At 42.2% G+C, this 20,377-nt stretch carries 15 protein-coding genes and 1 tRNA gene; 10 read left to right on the top strand and 6 right to left on the bottom strand.

What is annotated here, in order from left to right:
• The first annotated feature begins 199 nt into the window (after positions 1-199).
• The gene (alr, locus tag ACTB00_RS17495) at positions 200-1,315 is read left to right on the top strand and encodes an alanine racemase (protein WP_463301203.1); all 1,116 of its coding nucleotides are present in this window, start codon (positions 200-202) and stop codon (positions 1,313-1,315) included.
• Positions 1,316-1,551: 236 nt separating this feature from the next.
• Here alr and ACTB00_RS17490 read toward each other — a convergent pair whose 3' ends face one another.
• On the bottom strand, positions 1,552-2,373 hold the full coding sequence (locus ACTB00_RS17490) for an XRE family transcriptional regulator (RefSeq protein WP_463301202.1): 822 nt from the start codon (positions 2,371-2,373) through the stop codon (positions 1,552-1,554).
• A 63-nt stretch (positions 2,374-2,436) separates the two neighbouring features.
• Here ACTB00_RS17490 and ACTB00_RS17485 point away from each other — a divergent pair, with 63 nt between their 5' ends.
• The 3 genes from ACTB00_RS17485 to ACTB00_RS17475 all read left to right on the top strand — a co-directional run bounded on the left by ACTB00_RS17485 (position 2,437) and on the right by ACTB00_RS17475 (position 7,985).
• Complete coding sequence (locus ACTB00_RS17485) at positions 2,437-3,189, top strand: ImuA family protein (RefSeq protein ID WP_463301201.1); 753 nt, start codon at positions 2,437-2,439, stop codon at positions 3,187-3,189.
• The gene (locus ACTB00_RS17480; RefSeq protein WP_463301200.1) at positions 3,182-4,675 is read left to right on the top strand and encodes a Y-family DNA polymerase; all 1,494 of its coding nucleotides are present in this window, start codon (positions 3,182-3,184) and stop codon (positions 4,673-4,675) included. Before ACTB00_RS17485 ends, ACTB00_RS17480 begins: the two co-directional genes overlap by 8 nt.
• Before the next feature lie 91 nt (positions 4,676-4,766).
• A complete protein-coding gene (locus tag ACTB00_RS17475) occupies positions 4,767-7,985 on the top strand; it encodes an error-prone DNA polymerase (protein ID WP_463301199.1) in 3,219 nt (1,072 codons plus the stop codon).
• Between the two features lie 223 nt (positions 7,986-8,208).
• Here ACTB00_RS17475 and ACTB00_RS17470 read toward each other — a convergent pair whose 3' ends face one another.
• Positions 8,209-9,441: a multidrug effflux MFS transporter gene (locus ACTB00_RS17470; protein ID WP_463301198.1), complete on the bottom strand. Its 1,233-nt coding sequence runs from the start codon at positions 9,439-9,441 to the stop codon at positions 8,209-8,211.
• A 723-nt stretch (positions 9,442-10,164) separates the two neighbouring features.
• Between ACTB00_RS17470 and ACTB00_RS17465 the strand changes: the two genes are divergently transcribed.
• Together ACTB00_RS17465 and ACTB00_RS17460 are read left to right on the top strand one after the other, a co-directional pair.
• Positions 10,165-10,923: an SDR family NAD(P)-dependent oxidoreductase gene (locus ACTB00_RS17465; RefSeq protein WP_463301197.1), complete on the top strand. Its 759-nt coding sequence runs from the start codon at positions 10,165-10,167 to the stop codon at positions 10,921-10,923.
• A 72-nt stretch (positions 10,924-10,995) separates the two neighbouring features.
• A complete protein-coding gene (locus ACTB00_RS17460; protein WP_463301196.1) occupies positions 10,996-11,913 on the top strand; it encodes a helix-turn-helix domain-containing protein in 918 nt (305 codons plus the stop codon).
• Positions 11,914-12,068: 155 nt separating this feature from the next.
• Here ACTB00_RS17460 and ACTB00_RS17455 read toward each other — a convergent pair.
• Positions 12,069-12,140: transfer RNA gene (locus ACTB00_RS17455), tRNA-Arg, on the bottom strand.
• A 147-nt stretch (positions 12,141-12,287) separates the two neighbouring features.
• On the opposite strand from ACTB00_RS17455, the gene ACTB00_RS17450 reads away from it, so the two are divergent.
• Together ACTB00_RS17450 and ACTB00_RS17445 are read left to right on the top strand one after the other, a co-directional pair.
• Positions 12,288-13,091, top strand: a complete 804-nt coding sequence (locus ACTB00_RS17450) for an HD domain-containing protein (protein ID WP_463301195.1) — start codon at positions 12,288-12,290, stop codon at positions 13,089-13,091.
• A 47-nt stretch (positions 13,092-13,138) separates the two neighbouring features.
• Positions 13,139-13,351 (top strand): (2Fe-2S)-binding protein, encoded by a 213-nt coding sequence (locus ACTB00_RS17445; protein WP_262886035.1) that lies wholly within the window; start codon positions 13,139-13,141, stop codon positions 13,349-13,351.
• Between the two features lie 33 nt (positions 13,352-13,384).
• Here ACTB00_RS17445 and ACTB00_RS17440 read toward each other — a convergent pair whose 3' ends face one another.
• Entirely contained in the window at positions 13,385-14,035 is a 651-nt protein-coding gene (locus ACTB00_RS17440; protein WP_463301194.1) for a response regulator, read from the bottom strand.
• Positions 14,028-14,987, bottom strand: coding sequence for a sensor histidine kinase (locus ACTB00_RS17435; protein WP_463301193.1), 960 nt, complete (start codon positions 14,985-14,987; stop codon positions 14,028-14,030). Before ACTB00_RS17435 ends, ACTB00_RS17440 begins: the two co-directional genes overlap by 8 nt.
• 136 nt (positions 14,988-15,123) lie before the next feature.
• On the opposite strand from ACTB00_RS17435, the gene ACTB00_RS17430 reads away from it, so the two are divergent.
• Together ACTB00_RS17430 and ACTB00_RS17425 are read left to right on the top strand one after the other, a co-directional pair.
• Positions 15,124-15,288, top strand: coding sequence for a YqaE/Pmp3 family membrane protein (locus ACTB00_RS17430; RefSeq protein ID WP_463301192.1), 165 nt, complete (start codon positions 15,124-15,126; stop codon positions 15,286-15,288).
• A 48-nt stretch (positions 15,289-15,336) separates the two neighbouring features.
• Positions 15,337-18,651, top strand: a complete 3,315-nt coding sequence (locus tag ACTB00_RS17425) for a UvrD-helicase domain-containing protein (RefSeq protein ID WP_463301191.1) — start codon at positions 15,337-15,339, stop codon at positions 18,649-18,651.
• Positions 18,652-18,786: 135 nt separating this feature from the next.
• Here the strand turns inward: ACTB00_RS17425 and ACTB00_RS17420 are convergent, their stop codons facing one another.
• Positions 18,787-20,097 (bottom strand): hypothetical protein, encoded by a 1,311-nt coding sequence (locus ACTB00_RS17420; protein WP_463301190.1) that lies wholly within the window; start codon positions 20,095-20,097, stop codon positions 18,787-18,789.
• Positions 20,098-20,377: the final 280 nt, after the last annotated feature.

Here is a 20,377-nt window from a genome sequence, read left to right as displayed (position 1 = left end):
TAGAGTAATTGGAAATATATTGACTTGCACATATACACACGCAATAGGTCATCTTTTGGGCTATATGGAAAATACAAACCTTGTCATCCATAGCAGAGTGACAAATTTATGATAGAATAGAACATTACTGGGTAAGTCGTGAAATGACTAATTCTACAAAAAATTAAGTTGTTTTATATTTATTAAATTTGGGAGCTATATGAAGCAACATCACATATCTGTTATCGTTTCGCGTAAGCGATTTGCAAATAATATCAGAACATTAAAAGAATACGTTTACCCGGCGAAGTTGTCGGTGGTAATGAAGGCAGACGCATATGGTCATGGCCTTGCAGGTTTGATAGAAACGGCTATTTCGGCAGGAGCTGACTCGATTGGAATCTCTACCAACCCGGAAGCACATTTGGTGCGTGCCGTGTCGCAAGATTTTCCGTTAATAAGGTTGCGAATGGCCTTGCCTGAAGAACTGGAAGAATCGGTGGCGGAACTGAATATCGAGGAACAGGTTGGAACCTGGGACGCTTCGGAGTACCTTAGTCGTGAAGGAATACGGCGCGGCTTCCCGGTTTCTGTGCACCTTACGCTCGATACGGGAATGGGGCGAGGCGGTTTCGCTTTCAACGAGATCGACACAATTAGGCGAGTCATCGCGTTACCCGGGTTACGCATTGTTGGTGTAATGGCTCATTTTGCCAATGCCGATGCCAGGACAATTGACTATAGCCTTACCCAAATTCAGGAATTTGATCGTTTCGTTGAAGCGTTGGTTTCGGAGTTGCCTGATGACGTTATTCTTCATACTCATAACTCTGCTGCAACGATGCGCTTACCAGACTTGCGGCGCGACATGGTTCGCATCGGCGCTGCTTGCTATGGCGTACGAACATCGCACCATTTTGGTAACCTGCCTGATTTAAAGCCTTGTATGATGGTAAAAACCAGGATTACGCAAGTTCGAAACATCCCGGCAGAAACAAAAATTGGCTACGGAAGCCTTTTCATCACCAAACGACCTTCGCGAATTGCGACAATACCAGTCGGGTTTGGTGAAGGCTATCCACGCGCATTGTTCAATAAGGGTGTTGTATTGATTGAGGGGCATCGATGCCCGGTCGTTGGACGGGTTTCTCTAAATATTACGACCATCGATGTTACAGATCTGCCACACGTCCCAAAATGGGGTGACGAAGTTGTACTGATCGGCGATCAGGAAGATGAATCTGTCACCTTCGAGGAAATGGCCGACAAGTTTCAAAGTGTGCACACGGAGATCAATTTGATGGCTGGAAGCATGAATAAAATCAACTACCAGTAAGTCCTCGATTCCTGATATTGCAAACATGTCTGGTAATTAACACAAACGCTATCCACGCTAGCCGATATTCGCAATCCTCGCTTTTTGAATAATAGATTCAATATTCGGAAGGAATGCTGTTTCAGCCGATGAGGCATTTGGGGCATGAGCTGATTTGTGCCATAGACCGGATTATTAGATAGTCAAAGCGATATGGTACTAACTGAAATGGCACCATCGTACTGAGGATGCCATTTTTAGTATGACGAGTTTCTGTCAAAGTTGCTAACTTTTTCTTCCAGCTTCCTGATGGCTGTTAGTATTGTTTCCATTTCTGGTCGTGCTTCCGGGAATTCCCTGCTGGTATAAGCGTAAAATTGCCAGATTTCCATGATGTTACCAGACTCAACGGTGTAAGGTTTATACTCCGGATTGAGCGATTTTAACAGGATGGTTCCATCTGACTTGACAGTCACCATTTTAAATACAAAGTCCTGTTGTCCTTTAAGAATGACAATGCAGGGCGTATCCGTTTTTAGGGTTGACCAATCGGCCACATACTGTGCGATAATATCACTTCCTTCAGGAACCGGAAGCATGGAATCCCCTGTTGATGGGAAGATCCGAAATGTTCCCTGGTTGGGTAGGTTCGGAACCGAATACTTAGGCAGGGCGGCAATAAACTCAGGATCGTTATAGCCCGCCATGTATCCTGCTTTTGCCTTTATTGGCACATACTCCACATTCTCGTTATTCGACTTGTCTACTGAAATGGCTAGTACTCGCAGGTTACCTCCGCGGATGTAAACATCGTTTCCGGCTTCCAGATCCCGCACCTTCAGTTCACCTAATTTTGAAAGGTCAATTTTCAATAACGTATCAATGCTTATTTTGAAGAATTCAGAGAATTTCAGGTAGTCTTCCGGTTGCGGCGACTTGGTGTTCCCGGCCTCAATGGCAGCAATCTTTGCCCGCGTTAATCCCAGCGTTGATGCAAGTGCTTCCTGGCTTGTTTTCTTTCGTTCCCGAAGGAATTTGATGTTTCCGGCGAAGAAAATTTTTTGTGGATTGTTTTTCATTTGTTATATTTAGAAACAACAAAGTGTTATTAATAATAACAAAATTAGGATTTTTTTTTAATTATGCAAGAGTTAGCCGGGAAAAAGGAAATTATCAAACAATTGAGGGACAGGATACTTTCGATGGAAGGATTCAGTACGGGAAAGGATAGTCAGCAGCTTGATTTTGGACTGGGGAAAATGGATGCGGCATTTCCAGGGGGAACTTTCCCTATTGCTGCAATACATGAGTTTGTGAGTCATACCGAAGCGTGTGCGGCTGCTTCAAATGGTTTCTTGGCGGGCTTGCTGGCTACACTCATGAAAAAAGGAGGCTTTTGCTTGTGGATAAGTACCGAACGTAAATTATTTCCTCCTGCCTTGAAATTCTTTGGCATCGAACCAGAACAGCTTATTTTTATTGATGTCAGGCGGCAAAAAGATGCCCTTTGGGTGATGGAGCAGGGCGTAAAATGCAATGCGTTGACGGCTGTTGTCGCGGAATTGCGGGATATCAGTTTTGCCGACTCCCGCCGATTACAATTGGCTATAGAAGCGAGTCGGGTAACTGGGTTCCTGCACCGACTGCATCCACGTTTCGAGAACACGCTGACATGTGTATCCCGTTGGAGAATCAGACCGCTAGCCAGCCGGGAAAACGATGGTTTGCCAGGAGTGGGCTTTTCCTGTGTGGAAGTTGAATTGGAAAAAATCAGAAACGGGCGACCGGGGATTTGGCAGTTTGAGTGGCGAAACGGATCATTCAATCAGGTGGCTGCTCAAAGAGCGGTTGTTTCAAAATCCGGAGAAGCTAAAAGGAAGCAGAGTTATGCCTAAACGTTATTTATATATTTGGTTTCATTATTTGACAACCGACCGGCTGGCAAAAACTAATCCAGAGCTGCGGGGAACACAATTTTTGTTGTATGCTTCCGAGAAGGGACGGATGCTTGTGAGGGCAGCAAGCCAGGCATTGGTGAAAGAAGGTATGGTACCGGGTATGGTCGTGGCCGATGTCCGTGCAATACTCCCTTCGGTGGAAGTATTTCCTGATGACCTGCAGGCAGTGCAGAAATTGCTGAATAATTTGGCTGAATGGTGTTTTCGTTATACCCCAACAGTAGCGACAGATGCTCCGGATGGACTAATACTGGACATATCCGGCTGCCCGCATTTGTGGGGAGGGGAAGTCCCTTATCTTGATGGAATTACGCGTCGCCTTCGTAAAGGTGGATATGATGTACGTGTGGGCATTGCTGATACTGTTGGAGCGGCATGGGCCGTGGCTCGCTATGGAAATCAGACTATTATTGAGCCAGGTAAGCATGGCGAAGCACTGCTTTCGCTACCTCCGGCTGCTTTGCGGCTGGATCGTATTACTTTGCAGCGCATGGAAAAGCTCGGCTTTCGACAAATCGGGCAGCTCATCCATATTCCTCGGAGTAATTTACGCCGACGTTTTGGAGACAGCTTGCTTAACCGATTGGAACAAGCATTGGGAACAGTTTCAGAGCCTCTGGTTCCTGTTCTGCCTACTCCGGTTTATCAAGAGCGATTGCCCTGTCTTGAGCCCATTCGAACGGCAAAAGGGATTGAAATTGCCCTGAAACGATTACTGGAAAAACTGTGCGAACGCTTTTTTAGGGAAGGAAAAGGCATGCGCACCGGAATTTTTAAGGGTTATCGTCTCGACGGGGAAACCATACAAATAAGCATTGGAACTAACAGGGCATCTCGCAATGCATCACACCTTTTCAAACTATTCGAGTTGAAAATACCTGAGTTTGAACCGGCACTTGGTATTGAAGTTTTCACCTTGGAGGCCACGCTGATTGAAGAGCTTAGTGAAACACAAGAAGCTTTGTGGAGTATTGGGAGCAACAATCAAACGGCCATTGCAGAACTGTTGGACAACATTGCCGGTAAGGTGGGGGAGCAGGCCATTCACCGCTATCTGCCGCAGGAACATTATTGGCCGGAGCATTCGATAATGGATGTTGGCTCGTTGGAAGCTAAGCCCCAAACCGCATGGTGTACTGATCGCCCTCGTCCACTTCATCTTTTACCTGAGCCGGAGCCAATTGAAGTGATGGTGATGCTTCCGGATTATCCGCCATTACATTTCCGCTACAAAGGTGAAGTTATTCGCATTGCTCGTGCTGATGGCCCCGAGCGAATAGAGCAGGAGTGGTGGCTTCAAAGTGGATCGCCAAGGGATTATTATCGGGTTGAAGATGAAAACGGGGCTCGCTACTGGCTGTTCCGGCTTGGATTGTACGGCCATGGAAAAAATCAATGGTTTTTGCACGGCTTTTTTGTGTGATTAGATAAAAAGAAGACTGAAGGTAAAAAATTCAGAACAGGACGACGAAAATCCCGAAAAAAAATAAGTCACAACTGACGAAGTGAGAACGATGACTACAACTAAAACTTGGAAGTCGAAACTCGAAACTGAAATGAGCTACACGGAATTACAGATAACATCGAATTTTACCTTTCTACGGGGTGGTTCGCACCCTGAGGAAATTGTAGAAAAAGCAGCGCAACTGGGATATAAATCAATTGCAATTACCGATCGCAATACGCTTGCAGGCATTGTTCGCGCACATGTGGCAGCACGAGAAAACTGTATTCGCCTTATTCCTGCCTGTCGCCTCGACCTGTTGGATGGCCCCAGTTTACTGGCCTATCCAACCAACAAGAAAGCCTATGCCAGTTTATCGGCATTGCTTACCGAAGGCAACCTCAGAGCCGAAAAAGGGGAGTGTCACCTCTATCGGGCTGATGTGTATAAATATGCTGCCGGTATAAAATTTATTGTAGTGCCACCGACTTCGCTCAATGCCGATTTCGACTTTCAACCTGAATTTATAGCAGTCCTGAAAGAATATAAAGAAATGTTGGGTGATGAACTGTATTTTGCAGCAGCCTTTTCGTACCAGGGAAGTGACCATAAACGACTGTTTCGTCTTTCTCAACTCGAAGTCCGATTGGGAATTCCGATGGTTGCGACCAATGATGTGCATTACCATGAGTCTGGGCGCAGAGAATTGCAGGATGTGCTGACCTGTATTCGCGAGAAATGTACCATTCATAATGTAGGCTTCAAACTACACCAAAATGCGGAGCGTTACCTAAAACCAGTTTCTGAGATACGCAGGCTTTTCCGCGAGTATCCCAAGACAGTTCGGCGCACGCAGGAAATTGCTGATGCCTGTCAATTTTCGTTGGATGAGTTAAAATATCTCTATCCGGAAGAAATAACGAGCGAAGGACGAACGCCCATGGAAGAGTTGGTCTACCTCACCTGGAAAGGAGCTCATGAGCATTTTGGCGAACAGATTCCCGCAAAAGTTAAAGAAACCATTGACATGGAGCTGGAGTTTATTAGTCGGAAAGACTATGCTTCCTATTTTTTGACGGTGTACGACTATGTGCGCGAAGCCCGCTCGCGGGGAATTCTTTGCCAGGGGCGTGGCTCTGCTGCCAATTCTGTCGTTTGTTATTGTTTGGGGGTTACTTCAGTCGATCCCTCTAAGTTTAAATTATTATTTGCCCGGTTTATGAGTGACGAACGCAATGAACCGCCCGATATTGATGTGGACTTTGAGCATGAGCGTCGCGAGGAAATCATGCAATATATTTACGAGAAATACGGGCGCGATCGGGCGGGTATTGTAGCCACCGTAACCCAAGTACATTGGAAGGGAGCTGTGCGCGATGTGGGGAAGGTAATGGGCTTGTCTACCGATGCAATCAATGTACTTTCGAAATCGGGCTATGAGTTTACCGATGATTGGTCTACCGGGAAAGCACAAGCATCCGGAAGTTTTAATGCGAAAGATCCTCTTCTGCGAAAGGTATTGGAACTCACCAATCAGTATATCGGATTTCCTCGACAATTAGGACAGCACACGGGTGGGTTTGTCATAACGCGGGGTAAATTACACGATCTGTGTCCTATTCTGAATGCCCGCATGGAAAACCGCACCTGCATCGAATGGAATAAAGACGATGTTGAAGCATTGGGTTTTATGAAAGTTGATGTGTTGGCTTTGGGAATGCTGACCTGCATCCGAAAAGCATTCGACCTTGCCAGGCAGCATTATAACTTGGATCTCACCTTAGCCAATATCCCGCAGGACGATCCAACGGTTTACGAGATGATTAGTTATGCCGATACGATTGGGGTATTTCAGATTGAAAGTCGGGCGCAGATGTCGATGCTGCCACGCTTAAAACCGCGTACTTTCTACGATCTGGTGATTGAAGTGGCCATTGTTCGGCCGGGACCTATTCAGGGCGATATGGTACATCCTTATTTGAAAAGACGAACTGGTGAAGAACCGGTGGTATTTCCCTCAAAAGAGCTGGAGGATATTCTGGGACGAACATTGGGGGTGCCATTGTTTCAGGAGCAAGCCATGGAGATTGCGATTGTAGCGGCCGGTTTTACTCCTGCTGAGGCTGATGGGCTGCGACGAAGTATGGCTACTTTTAAAGCCAAGGGAAAGGTAAGCCGTTATCGGGAAAAGCTGGTGACTGGTATGGTGGCGAATGGTTATGAGCAGAATTTTGCCGAGCGGGTGTTCAAGCAGCTCGAAGGTTTCGGAAGTTATGGTTTCCCGGAAAGCCATGCGGCTAGTTTTGCTCTGCTGGTTTATATCTCATCCTGGCTAAAGTGTCATTACCCCGATATTTTTGCAGCAGCTCTGCTCAATAGTCAGCCTATGGGGTTTTACCAACCAGCACAAATTGTTATCGATGCCCGAAAGCATGGCGTGATTGTTCGTCCGGTAGATATCAACTATTCGGAGTGGGATAATGCTCTGGAAGAAAAAGACGGCCGTTATTGTGCCGTGCGATTGGGCTTCCGACAAGTAAAGGGACTCCGTGAGGAAGATGTGCTGACACTTGTTTCTGTGAGAAACACATTTTTTCAAAGTACAAACGAACTGCTTGATGTCGGTGTTTCGCCGTCTGCTTTGGAAAGACTTGCCGATGCCGATGCTTTTCGATCTATTGGTCTCGATCGGCGGCAAGCACTGTGGGAAGTGTCGGCTCTAAACGACCATCTTGCGGGAATATTCACCGGAACGCCTTCACAAAGTGCAACTGAAGAGTCTACCGAATTGCCAGTCATGACTGACGGAGAACACGTGATTCAGGACTACGCCAGTACAGCGCTTTCACTAAAAGCCCACCCGGTGAGTTTCCTTCGCCAAAAGCTGACGCAGTTAAAAGTTACACCCACATCGAAATTGAGCAAAATGAAAAATGGTCAGTTTGTGAAAGTATGCGGACTAATAACAGTGCGGCAACGCCCTGGAACAGCCAAAGGAGTTCTGTTTATAACGATTGAAGATGAAACCGGTTTTGCCAATCTTGTGGTTTGGTCGAAGGTTTTTGAGAAATATCGTAAAGTGATTTTACAATCCCGCTTACTGATGGTTGAAGGGAAACTACAAATTGAAGGCGAAGTCATTCATGTGGTGGTCAATTCCTGCTTCAATTTAAATAATTTGATGAGGCTGGATGTTGAGGGACGTAATATTGGTTCGACACAGAAACCGGTAAGTTCGGAGAAAAAGAGTGGAGAAGCAGAAAAATCGTCGGGTAATCGAATTGTCTAGGGAGAACTTTTTCGATCACGGGATTTTAAGTAACAAAGCCTGATGATAATGTTTCCATTCTGCTACTCAAATTACTATTGGATTGCTTCAGTCTTTGCATTCAGCAAGACCATGTTGGCAGCACGGACTTTTTGTCGGTTAGTTAAACGACTGCCGGAATTTAATACTAAACAACCTGAAAACTGCTGCCCGTTTTGGCTGAAGATTTTGAGTCTGTTTTTTTTTATCTTATCGTAAAGGAAAGGCTCATGCGCTTTCTATTAACGAACAAAATTGAAAAGGAGATAACTGCTGTTACAACCATCATTCCGGCTATTGGCTCACCATCGGTCACATTCAACAAGCCGATTCCTCCCGTAGTTAATCCTGCAATTCCGATACGGATGGTACCTACCAAGGCAGATGCGCTTCCCAATTTTTTCTGAATAGGAGCAAGAGCCAGTGCAATACCATTGGGAGAAGTAAATCCCAGGCACAATAAAATAAGAAACAAAAATACAATAATGGTATTTCTTCCGTACCATCCGTTTAATGTTCCGATGTAGAATAGCATCGCAATTGACAGTTGGCAAATCAACGCAAATCTAAATATTTGCTGACTACTGAATCTTTTTAACGCCAGGATATTCAACTGGCTACCTCCTATAAAACCAACCGAAAGCATCGCGAAAACAATACCAAAGCTTTGTGCTGTCATGTGATATTTTTCCATGAAAATAATAGGCGACCCGGCCACGTATATAAACAGCGATGAGAATGAAAAAGCCCCTGCTAAAGCATAGGTAATAAACTGACGTTGATTCAGTATTGCCCAGTAATCTTTTGCCAAATCTGATATCTTCAAACTTGAATTTTTATCCGGAAAATAGTTAACCGGAAGGGCAAAATAAACAAGGCTCATGACTGCCACGGCCATTAACGAAAGAAATACAAAAATCCATTGCCACCCCACATGGGCAGTAATGTAACCTCCAAGAGTTGGGGCAAGAAGCGGTGAACTACCAATGACTAAAACCAGCAAAGAAAAAACCCTGGAGCTTTCCTCTGGTGGGAAAAAGTCACGCACCATAGCTAATGCAGACACAGATGCGACAGATGCCCCCAGTGCCTGAATAAACCGAAATACGATAAAGGAACTTGAATTCCAGGCAAAAATACAGGCGATACTAGCCAGAATGCTAATCACTAATCCAAAATACAGGGGTGATTTTCTACCATATAAATCCAGTAGTGGCCCATAAATTACCTGCCCTGTCGCAAAACCTATAAAGAATGTGGTAAGCGAGAATGTCATCCTTGCTGACGTTGTGCCGAAATAATCGGCAATATGGGTCATGGCAGGTAAATAAGTGTCAATTGAAAAGGGCACATATGCCGTTAATATGCCAAGGATTATTATTGTTTTTGTTTTGCTTTGTCCTGTATTATTATACTCTGAAGGCTGATTCGTATTCATCGCTGTAATAAACATGTAGATTCAACGAAAGTTTTGTTGCTATCTGCTAAAAATAGAATTTGTTGGTTTTCCTCAATCCATGTTCGAGGTTGTCCTCTCACTAAGCAATCTGAAAACTGCTGTACGGTTATTAATAGGATTTATGGCGTAGTCTTTTGCTACGCAAAGAGCCTGTTTGGATAAAATTGGGAAACCTTTGCTTAAGACTTGGGGAATCCATAAAAGATATTAACGCCAAATAGGATAAGATACAAAATAAGAACCTCCTGATAGCGACTGGCTGACAGAAGGTTTTTTATTTTGTTTGCGTGATCCCAACCGGAAAAATTTCGAACTTTTTGATTGAAGATTATGATTCAGTGTTGAAGTTTATGGACACAGAAAAACAGAAGAAACACAAGCTATGCTGAATCCATCATTTACTTACTAAAAGTTTGTAGATAAACTGGTTTCTTTCCATTTTTCAAGTTCCAACAGTTGCGATTGATACTATTCCGTTACCCTTTTTGAAGCCTCTGACCCCCTAATAAAATGTCAAGATAGATTTTCAACCCAGTAACCATTTAAGTCTAAAACCAGGCAAACACTATTGCCTTTCGGGGGCGGAGATATATTAGTTCGTTAAATCACTTATCCTCAATTTGGCTACAACTGTCCGCGATTCTACTACATAGGGAATATTTCCAATGTCTAATTTTACACTATTAATTAAAAATGAGAGTTATGAAAACAGAGAAAAACAAAGTTGCTCTTGTCACAGGGGCAAATACCGGAGTTGGATTTCAAATTGCTAAAGCGTTAGCAGAAAACAACTACACGGTTTATGTTGGGGCAAGAAATTTAGAAAAAGGAAAAAATGCAGCGTCACAGCTCGGTGAAAATGCAATTGCTATTGAGTTGGATGTTACTGTTGAAAACACCATTAAATTGGCAGCAAAAGCAATTGAAAAAGAACACGGCCTGTTAGACCTGTTAGTGAATAACGCAGGAATTTCTAATGCAGGAACGCGCCAGGGGACTATGGAAGAAATGCTTGCAGCGCAAATGCCAAGTGTGGCATCCATCTCAGAAATGAAAGCTGTATGGAACACCAATGTTTTTGGAGCCTTGGCAGTTACACAAGCTTTTATTCCTCTTCTTCGCAATGCTCCTTCTCCAAGAATTGTAAATGTATCCAGCGGCTTAGGTTCACTTACTATGAATCAGGATCCTTCCAATCCTTACAGAAAAAGTTTTGACGTGGTATATGGAGCGTCCAAGGCAGCAATGAATGCGATTACCGTTTCTTTGGCAAATGAACTTGAAGGTACAAATATAAAAATAAATGCCGTAAGCCCTGGTTTTACTGCTACTGCGCTCAATAATTTCCAGGGTACGGAGTCCGTAGAAGAGGGTTCTAAGGAACCGGTACGTGTAGCTTTGGATGAAAGTGGTGTGTCTGGACAGTTTACAGGGCCCAATCAGGAACATTTTCCGTGGTAAATTGTTGTTAAATAGATTCTGGCCTATGAGGTTTTCAAAACTTCATAGGTTTTGAGTTTTTATATTTACAGGATGAAAAAGAAGAAAGATCTTATTCGGTTTCGTACGATTACGGAAATTCATGATGCAGCCGGTTTACCCAAACCAAAACATCCATTGATTAGCATGACGCATTGTGGCGGTAATACTGACATTGATTTAAGCAATGGTCCTGTTTATGATGTCCTGAATTTTTATAAAATTGTATTGATTACTGATCGACAAGGAAAAATGAAATACGGGCAAAGTCATTATGATTTTAATGAAGGTAGCCTAATGTTTTTAGCTCCCAATCAATTGGTGGGATATGTCGAAGAGGATTACTCCGCGAGTACACATGTTTTATTGTTTCATCCTGATTTTCTGCTGGGGTTTCCGTTAGCTCAAAAAATAAAGCAGTACCAATATTTTTCCTATTCGGTTAATGAAGCGCTGCACTTGTCTGACCAGGAGCGAGAAGTGATGCTGTCGTTGTTCAAAATTATAAAAGAAGAATTGAACAGCCGGATTGACGAATTCAGCCAGGAAGTGGTGATCGCGCAATTGGAACTTTTATTGCATTATGCCAACCGGTTTTACAAGCGCCAGTTTATAACCAGAAAAGCGGTAAATAACGATTTGTTACAAAAAACAGAAGCTATTTTGGATGCTTACTTCAACGATCAACAAACCTTGCAACTAGGTACGCCAACCGTACAGTTCCTGGCCGATCAACTAAATATTTCTGCTGGTTATTTAAGTGACATGCTTCGCTCGTTAATCGGACAAAATGCTCAGCAATATATTCATTTCAAACTCATCGAAAGAGCTAAAGAGCGCCTTTCTACCACCGAACTTTCCGTTAGCGAAATTGCTTTTGAATTGGGATTTGAGCATTCGCAGTCATTTAATAAACTGTTTAAGTCGAAAACCAATCAAACTCCATTGAAGTTCAGACAATCCTTTAATTAGGTTTACCGGTAGATTTAATCACACGACTAAAAGCTTACAAGGCAGATTACAAATGAGACAATCTGGTTTTTAAATACTGATATTGATTCTTACTAAAGAGTTAATTAAAAAAACAAAAGAGGCATGAAGACAAATCATACCTCTTTGAAGACATGTGATCCCACCGGGATTCGAACCCAGATCTTAAGAACCGGAATCTTAAATTCTATCCATTGAACTATGGGACCAAAAGCGTGTGCAAAAATAGTAAAACAATCGTTTTTTAACAGGATTTCTAATAAAAACTTAAAAAGAACGTTAAGCTTCTAATATTGTTAATAAACTACTTTATTAAAGAGTAGATTAAAAGACAAAAGGTTTATTTTTGTAGCACCATGGAAGAATTATCAGTTGTAAAAGAAAACATACAGGCTGCACGTAATTTCTTTGAAAAATACACAGCCGTATTTTTAAAGCAGTCAGACCCCAAAATGGCTGAAGTTCTTGCTTTAAAAAGAGAACACTCTTTGCAAGTCTCCAAAATTAGCGGCGTTGTAGCTACTAATCTGATGCTTGAAGAGGAAGATATTTTGTTAGCCGAAATAATTGGTTTATTGCATGATGTAGGCCGTTTTGAGCAGTTTGTTCAATATCAATCTTTTGATGATGAGCAGTCGGAAAACCATGCTCAACTAGGAGTTAATATTTTGAGTGAACAGACATTCTTCAAGAATTTGCCCGAGGTGAAGAAAAATCTGATAACTCAGGTTCTTCTCAACCACAACAAAGAAAGTATCTCGTTAAAAGAAGATAAATTGATTGTTACTTATAGCCAGATTCTTCGTGATGCCGATAAGCTTGATATTTGGGAAACCTGTGTTAAAAACTTGAATCGCGATGGCTCTTTTAAGCTCGATGCTATTAGTCATGGCTTGCCGGCAGCAGGCACGGTTAGCGATAATATTGTAAAAAGCATTAAAAGTCATAAACCTGCCAAACGCAAGGATATTGAATCGGTTAATGATTACAAGTTGGCTGTTATGTCAATGGTTTTTGATTTGAACTTTCGTGTTAGTTTTCAGTTGTTGAATGAGAAGCAATTGATTAAGAAACTGTACGAATCGATGTCGAAAAAAGATGTGGTGATTGATGCGTACCGGGAGCTTCGACTATACATCGAAAATAAATTTATTATGTAGTCGGGCGCAAACAGAAAACGGATTGTATAAGTAATGGAGGGTAAGTAATGGGAAACCGATTGGTTTGCATATGCAACATGGTGTCAGAGAAAGAAATTATTTCAGCTTTGAAAAAAGGAGCTACTTCAACCGAAGATATTCAATATGCAACGCGTGCAGGAACCAGCTGTGGCAAATGTTTGATGACGATTGATCAAATCGTTCAGGAATATGAAATGGAAGAGGCCATTAACAATCCTCAGCGAAAGCTTGATTTATAGTTTGACTTTCGAATTTAACGTGGTGCCGAAAACTCAGATTTCAACCAACTGATTTTTGATAGCGTACATTACCAGTTGGGCGGTGTTTTTACTTTCGCTTTTTTCCAAAATATTGGATCGGTGTTTGTCAACTGTTCTTTTCGAAATGTAAAGCTGATCGGCAATTTCCTGATTTGAAAACCCCTTGCAGATTAAGATTAAGATTTCAATTTCGCGTTCCGAGAGTATATGTTGCTTTTCGTGATGCTGCGACTTGGTTCGCAGACTGCTGACCAAGGTTTGCAATAATTCCGAAGAAAAATAAGTGCCTCCTTCAACAACCGTTTGCAGGGCAGTTTTGACTTCGCTGATGTCCGAGTTTTTCAGTAAAAAACCTTTGACCCCGGCATCCACCATTTTATAATAGTAGTCCTCTTCTCCATACATCGACAAGGTGATAATTTTGATGTCAGGATACTTAGTAACCGCTTTTTGAGCCGCTTCAATGCCATCCATTACAGGCATGTCAATGTCCAGCAACACCAGATCAGGAACTTGCGTTTCCAGCAAGTCTAAAAATTCTTGACCATTAGCAGCTTCAGCACTTATTTGATAGCCCGATAGGTTGTTGAGCAAAATTCGCAGGCCGTTTCTAAACAGAGTATGATCATCGACCAGGATGATATTGTATTGTTCGTTAGTCATTTTTTGCTTTTACATTGATGTTTACCTGTGTCCCTTTTTCCAGTTCACTATGGATGCTGATTTCTCCCTTTAAAGAGTTAATCCTTGAATATATATTCGAAAATCCCATGCCTCCAATCATCGGTTGTTGGTCAAGTTTTTCCTGATTAAAACCTTGCCCGTCATCGTGATAGAAAATACTGATGTGGTTAGCTTCCTTGAGAACTGATAGTTGAACATTTTTTGCGTTGGCATGCTTAATCGTGTTGTTAATCAGTTCGCAAATAACCCGATATAAAACGACTTCAATATTATTGTCGAAACGCTCGTTTCCCAGATTCGATATTAATTCAATCTGAATAACTTTAGTGACATTAATTTTGTTTGTAAAATTGCGTAAAGCTCGCAACAATCCAAAATTATTTAGCACATGCGGACTGAGGTTATCCGATATTTCTTTTAGTGATTTGATGGCCTCATTAATGACCATCTCGGTATTTTCCACAATTTCTTTTGAAGCTTTGTCGTGTTCGAGTTGTGCCAGCGAAGAGACCGACATCTTTACTGTTGAGAGCAATGGCCCCAACCCATCGTGCAGGTCTTTGGCAAAGCGTTTTCGTTCTTTTTCTTCGGTTTGAATAATGGCATTCAGAAACATTTTCTCCGTCAGTCGACGCGAATCTTCAACGCGTTTCATGTACTTAAAAATGCGCTGGATCATGAATACTCCGATGGCAAAAGTCAGGGAAATAACAACGCCAAACCAAATGGCAACTTCTCCCAAATCCTGTGGTTCAAAATTGCTAATGAACGGCAGAAACTCCATTGTGCGACTAATGGCCACGAAGATAAACCCAATGGTCAGCAAGATCCACGAAAAATTATACTTGGTGACTCGTGTAAGTTTAATAGCCACCCCTGCGGCAAAAAATTGCAGAATGATGGAAATTCCCAATAAAATTTGAAGTACCATGATCGTTGAATTAAAGCTTCTTGCAAATGTACGATTGCCAGTGAGCTTTTCAAATATTGAATTGCTGTTACCACTACTCGTTTAAATTTGTATCTTGCATCTACCGTAAACAAAAGTTAAACTTTAAATTTCGAATATGAGTTTTTTACGCATTTTATTCGCCATCATTTTACCGCCACTGGGTGTTTTTTTAACCGTCGGAATCAGAGGCGCATTTTGGTTAAACATCTTACTAACCTTGTTAGGCTTTATCCCCGGAATTATACACGCCGTGTGGGTGATTGCAAAACACGATCAATAAAACAACCGACAATCTTTTTTCCTCCCCCAACTGATACTTCCCTACAACATGTCAAAACTCAAAATATACAAAGCTTCAGCAGGTTCCGGAAAAACCTTTCGTTTGGCGTTGGAGTACCTGAAAATCGCACTGGCGAATGAATGGAACTACAAAAATATTCTGGCGGTAACCTTTACTAATAAGGCAACCACCGAAATGAAGGAACGGGTAATTGAGGAGCTTTACGTGTTGTCGAAAGAGCGACCTTCGGCATATTTGCCTTTGCTGATGAAAGAGATGAAGTTGGGGGAGGTTGAAATTGCTGATCGTGCCGGCATCTGTTTAAAACGTATTTTGCACGATTATTCGCGCTTTTCAATCAGCACAATCGATAGCTTTTTTCAACGTGTCATTAAGTCGTTCAACCGGGAGTTGGGCATCAATACTGCTTATCAAGTCGATTTGGAAGATAACCTGATTTTGGAAGAGGCCGTTGATGAATTGCTGCTTTCGATTGAAGAAAATCCGGAATTATTGGAATGGCTGAAAAAATTTGCCAATGAGAAGATTCGCGAGGGGGGTGGCTGGAACCTGAAAAACGATATTCTCAAACTTGGGGTGCAGATATACAATGAAACCTTCAAAGCATTGAATAAAACCCTGCATGAGAAAATTAATGACAAGCAATTTATTAATGCCTATAAAAACGAACTGAACACAATCATTCATCAATTTGAAAATAACCTGAAACGAATTGGGAGGACAGGTTTACAAGTGATGCAGCAACATGGCGTTTCGGTAGATGATTTTAAGTACAAGAAGACCGGGGCCTCAGCTTCTTTTCAGCGGTTGGTTGATTTGAACCTGGATAGCTGGCCCGGTAAACGGGTTGTTGAAGCAGCCGACGATCCGGAGGTTTGGACAAAGAAAAATGAAGAAGCGAATGTGTTGGAAGCTGCCGCTGCCCTGCAGTTGTTGTTGTGTGAGGCCGTTGAATATTATTTCGAAAAGTTGCATGAGTACAACAGTGCCAAATTGATTGTCAATCAGCTCTACACGCTGGGTATTTTGGTCGACTTGCAGGCCATGGTGCGTAAAGTGACTCATGAAAAAGGAGTCGTATTGATTTCCGATTCGGGCACCTTGCTAAAAAGTATTATTGATGATTCGGATGCGCCGTTTATTTATGAAAAAACCGGCGTTTTTTACAATCACTTTATGATTGATGAATTTCAGGATACCTCAGGTTTGCAGTGGGGGAATTTCAGACCGTTAATTGGGAATTCACTAGCTGAAGATAATCTGGGAATGGTTGTGGGAGATGTGAAACAAGCGATTTATCGCTGGCGAAATGGAGATTGGAATTTGCTTGCACAGGAGGTAAACAACCAGTTTCCTGCAAATGGGGTAGAAGAGGAGACCCTTCAAATGAACTGGCGCAGCACCGGAAATGTCATCCGATTTAACAACCGTATTTTTCAGATATTGCCACAACTCTTTCAGCAACACGTCAATAATGAGCTAGAGGAAAACAGGCTGGAAGGTACATCGATGACCGAGCAGGTTGAAAAAGTATACAGCCAAAGCCTACAACAAATTGCGAATGCAAAAACAGCTGACAGCGGGGCTGTTCGCATGCGTTTTTTTGATAAACCCAAAGATGAAGAAAAGGAAAACTTACTCGAAACGGTTTTAGATGAGCTGGTCGCTCGTATTAAAGAAGTGCAGGATATGGGAGCCGGTGCTCGCGAAATAGCAGTGTTGGTGCGCAAAAAAGACGAAGCCAAATTAATTGCAGATCGCCTGCTAAAAGAAAAATCAGCCAATGAGTCTGATTATAATTTCAATATTTTGTCCAGCGAATCGCTGTATGTGAAAAACTCGTCAGCCGTTAGTTTTGTGCTTGCTTTGCTGCAATTATTAGCCGATCCGAACGATGCGGTAGCTCTGGCGCTTGCCAATCATTTGTACTACAGTGAACTGTTTGATCAGCTTCAGATCATTCATCGAGTCCCTGACTTGGCAATGCCAGGTTCCGATCAGTTAAGCATTGGTTTTGAGTCGTTGAGCAAGCCGGATCGAACCAGTTGGTTTGAAAAATTAAAAGATGATAAAAATATTCTATCTGATTTTCTGAATAGCGCCTATTTTTCGGAAACGCTTAGTGGACGGAATATTCAGGAGATTATTTTTAAAATTTGTGAGCTTTTCAATTTGTTTGAATTGCAGGAAGAATTGGCTTATCTGCAAGCATTCATCGATCAGGTGGCTACTTTTATGAAAAACCGAACGACAGACATTGCTGCTTTCCTGATTTGGTGGGATGAGCAAGGTCAGAAAAAGACCATTTCTGTTTCTGAAGCCTTGGATGCCATTCGCATACAAACAATTCACAAAGCCAAGGGACTGGAATATAACTATGTGTTTATTCCTTTCTGCGATTGGAAGATTGAAGTTTCGGCTCAACACGCACCCATGCTGTGGTGCCGCCCCAAATTACCGCCATTTGACCAGTTGGAGTTGGTTCCCGTTAAGTTTGAAAAACGAATGGGCGAATCCATCTTTTTTGAAGAATATTTTCAGGAAAAAATCAGCAATTATATCGACAACTTAAACATGCTTTACGTGGCTTTTACAAGGGCTCGAACAGCTTTGTTTACCTGGTCGGTGACTTCAGGTAAGTTTGGCAATATTGCCGATGTTTTGTTTCAGTCCATGGAAAAAGCCGATCATTTTGCACATGATGGCGAAACGGAACTTTTTTGTGAATTGACCGAGTATTTCGACGAAGAAACACGGACTTTTACCTACGGGGAAGTTACGAGTTCAACTAAACGAGAGGAAGTGAAAGACAATCGGCTGCAATTGAATGAATTTCGCTTTGTCGATTTTCATGATTATTTAAACCTCCGGAAGCGAAATGAGCATTTCTTTGTAGAAGGCGAACTGGCATCAACAAAAATTAATCAGGGCCGGATTTTTCATGAAGTGCTGGCTAATATTTCAACCGTGAATGATTTAAACTCAGCGGTTAATGATCTGGTTTTTAAAGGTGTAATTCCTGCTGATGACGGCGAAAAGATGAAGATTCAATTAAAAGAACTAATCACAGATCCCGAGGTGTCAAGTTGGTTTGATGGTACTTTTAGGGTGATGAATGAACGTTCGATATTAACCGGGACCAAATTGAAACGCCCGGATCGCATCATGCTAAAAGGAGATGAAGTGATTGTGGTGGATTATAAATCGGGTGAAAAAGAGTTGGACAAATACCATTATCAAGTTGGCAGCTATGTGAAAGAGCTTAAACGATGTGGGTACAACAATGTAGTCGGCTATATTTGGTACACGCAAACTAACAAACGTGTGAAAATAGAAGGATAACTGGGGGTGGAGAACAATAAAAAAATGATTGGAAATAATGGTACACCCACCATCTCCAACCATTTTCTCCCACCATCAACCTTGAATCATTGATTCGTTATGAATAAACATGAACCATGCATTCAATCTGGCAACTTAGTTAATGTGAATACCGGCACTAAAGCCAATCCAGCCTTTTAAGGTCGTTCGCTTCCCTTTATGCGAGTAGATGGAGTATGGGGCAAAATTGCTTTCAAATGGTCTTCCATCAGTAATCTTATTGTTAGTAATCATCAGGTTAAAGTTAGGACCGGCAAAAACATCCAAATGCTTTCCAATTTTCTTGGCGAAATTAATTCTGAATTGGTTCAGACCATTATAGGTGTTTGTCCAGTTTTCACCCTCGTTAATATGGTAGCTCATGAGTTCCAGTTGCGTTTTAAATTTCTCTTTATTAACGATGTGAGTTCCCACTCCATAACCAAATCCCCAGTTGAATTCGTCGCCTAAAAATTGACTGCCAACGGCAAAAATATTGTAGAACTTATCCACGCCAATTTTAAATAGAGCCTGAGTATTTAAGGCTTCACTTGCTGAGATTTCCAATTCATAAAAACCATGTCGGACAATACTTAAAAAGCCAATAGGGAGGCCACTTTTCACAGTGTCTGAAACATTAATAACTCCCAGTTGAAGCCCATCAACTTGCTTGGCAACATTTAAGAATCCGGCTATCTGTGCTCCCTCAATGGTTCCTTTTGCTAGATTAGCAAAGCCGGCCAACTGCAATCCTTTGGCATCATTCATAGAAATATTAGAGAAACCGGCAATTTGCACTTTCTGCATTTTTTCTTTCGAATAATTTAAGAACCCTGCCAGTTGCGTGCCGTTCACTTCGCCAAGTGTAATATTCGAAAACCCGGCCATTTGAAGAACCTTACCATTTCCTTTTACAATATTAGCAAACCCGGATCCCTGGATTCCTTCAACATCTTCACAAAAATTTGCGAATCCAGCCATCTGAATAGCTAAGGATTTACCGTTGGTGAAGTTTGCGAACCCGGCAAATAATAGTCCATTGGCCTCAGCATAGTTGAAGTTGGCAAATCCCGCCCATTGAAAACCTCTGGCCACACTTCTGTTAAAGTTGGCAAAACCGGCGTATTGAAATCCGGTGAAGTTGCCATTTACAAAGTTCAGAAACCCGGCAAATTGTGCTCCGCGAACAAAATCACGTTCAGTGTTGGAAAAACCTGCAAATTCAAAACCTGCCAGTCCTGCCGAATAGCCTGAAATTATATTCACTGAAACTTGGTTGATACAATTTCCGGCATTAGTGCCGTTGGTACTTACCGGAGGAAACAGTCCAAAGGCAAAAGGTTTTTTCTCGTAATTGCCGTAGCTTTGGGCAAGTAAGTTAGTGACTACAAGTATTGAAATCAACAATGTGAAATAAATCTTTTTCATCTGATTATGATTGTTTGTTTTCTATTTCTGTCATGTGGAACTCGCTTGCAGGCTGCCCAATGCGAGTGAAATATTCTACCCGCTCGTTTCATATCCTGACGGGGTATGAGTTCTCATCTATAATCCTATTGACAGAAGAAAAAGCAAAGGGTTGCAGATTCAATAGAAAAAACTGAAAAATATAAATAGGGCTTTAAGCGGCACGTAGTGCCCAGCTTTGAGCCCCGGTTGAACTACAATCCGGGGCTCGGGTGTTTTTCTATGGACTTATCATGCTTGC

Source organism: Sunxiuqinia sp. (assembly GCF_055140945.1).
This window is presented reverse-complemented; position numbering and strand designations above follow the sequence as displayed.

What these genes read in the sequence shown, in the direction of transcription:
- alr (WP_463301203.1), top strand. Translation starts at nt 200, where the DNA reads ATGAAGCAACATCACATATCTGTTATCGTTTCGCGTAAGCGATTTGCA.
- ACTB00_RS17490 (WP_463301202.1), bottom strand. Translation starts at nt 2,373, where the DNA reads ATGAAAAACAATCCACAAAAAATTTTCTTCGCCGGAAACATCAAATTC.
- ACTB00_RS17485 (WP_463301201.1), top strand. Translation starts at nt 2,437, where the DNA reads ATGCAAGAGTTAGCCGGGAAAAAGGAAATTATCAAACAATTGAGGGAC.
- ACTB00_RS17480 (WP_463301200.1), top strand. Translation starts at nt 3,182, where the DNA reads ATGCCTAAACGTTATTTATATATTTGGTTTCATTATTTGACAACCGAC.
- ACTB00_RS17475 (WP_463301199.1), top strand. Translation starts at nt 4,767, where the DNA reads ATGACTACAACTAAAACTTGGAAGTCGAAACTCGAAACTGAAATGAGC.
- ACTB00_RS17470 (WP_463301198.1), bottom strand. Translation starts at nt 9,441, where the DNA reads ATGAATACGAATCAGCCTTCAGAGTATAATAATACAGGACAAAGCAAA.
- ACTB00_RS17465 (WP_463301197.1), top strand. Translation starts at nt 10,165, where the DNA reads ATGAAAACAGAGAAAAACAAAGTTGCTCTTGTCACAGGGGCAAATACC.
- ACTB00_RS17460 (WP_463301196.1), top strand. Translation starts at nt 10,996, where the DNA reads ATGAAAAAGAAGAAAGATCTTATTCGGTTTCGTACGATTACGGAAATT.
- ACTB00_RS17450 (WP_463301195.1), top strand. Translation starts at nt 12,288, where the DNA reads ATGGAAGAATTATCAGTTGTAAAAGAAAACATACAGGCTGCACGTAAT.
- ACTB00_RS17445 (WP_262886035.1), top strand. Translation starts at nt 13,139, where the DNA reads ATGGGAAACCGATTGGTTTGCATATGCAACATGGTGTCAGAGAAAGAA.
- ACTB00_RS17440 (WP_463301194.1), bottom strand. Translation starts at nt 14,035, where the DNA reads ATGACTAACGAACAATACAATATCATCCTGGTCGATGATCATACTCTG.
- ACTB00_RS17435 (WP_463301193.1), bottom strand. Translation starts at nt 14,987, where the DNA reads ATGGTACTTCAAATTTTATTGGGAATTTCCATCATTCTGCAATTTTTT.
- ACTB00_RS17430 (WP_463301192.1), top strand. Translation starts at nt 15,124, where the DNA reads ATGAGTTTTTTACGCATTTTATTCGCCATCATTTTACCGCCACTGGGT.
- ACTB00_RS17425 (WP_463301191.1), top strand. Translation starts at nt 15,337, where the DNA reads ATGTCAAAACTCAAAATATACAAAGCTTCAGCAGGTTCCGGAAAAACC.
- ACTB00_RS17420 (WP_463301190.1), bottom strand. Translation starts at nt 20,097, where the DNA reads ATGAAAAAGATTTATTTCACATTGTTGATTTCAATACTTGTAGTCACT.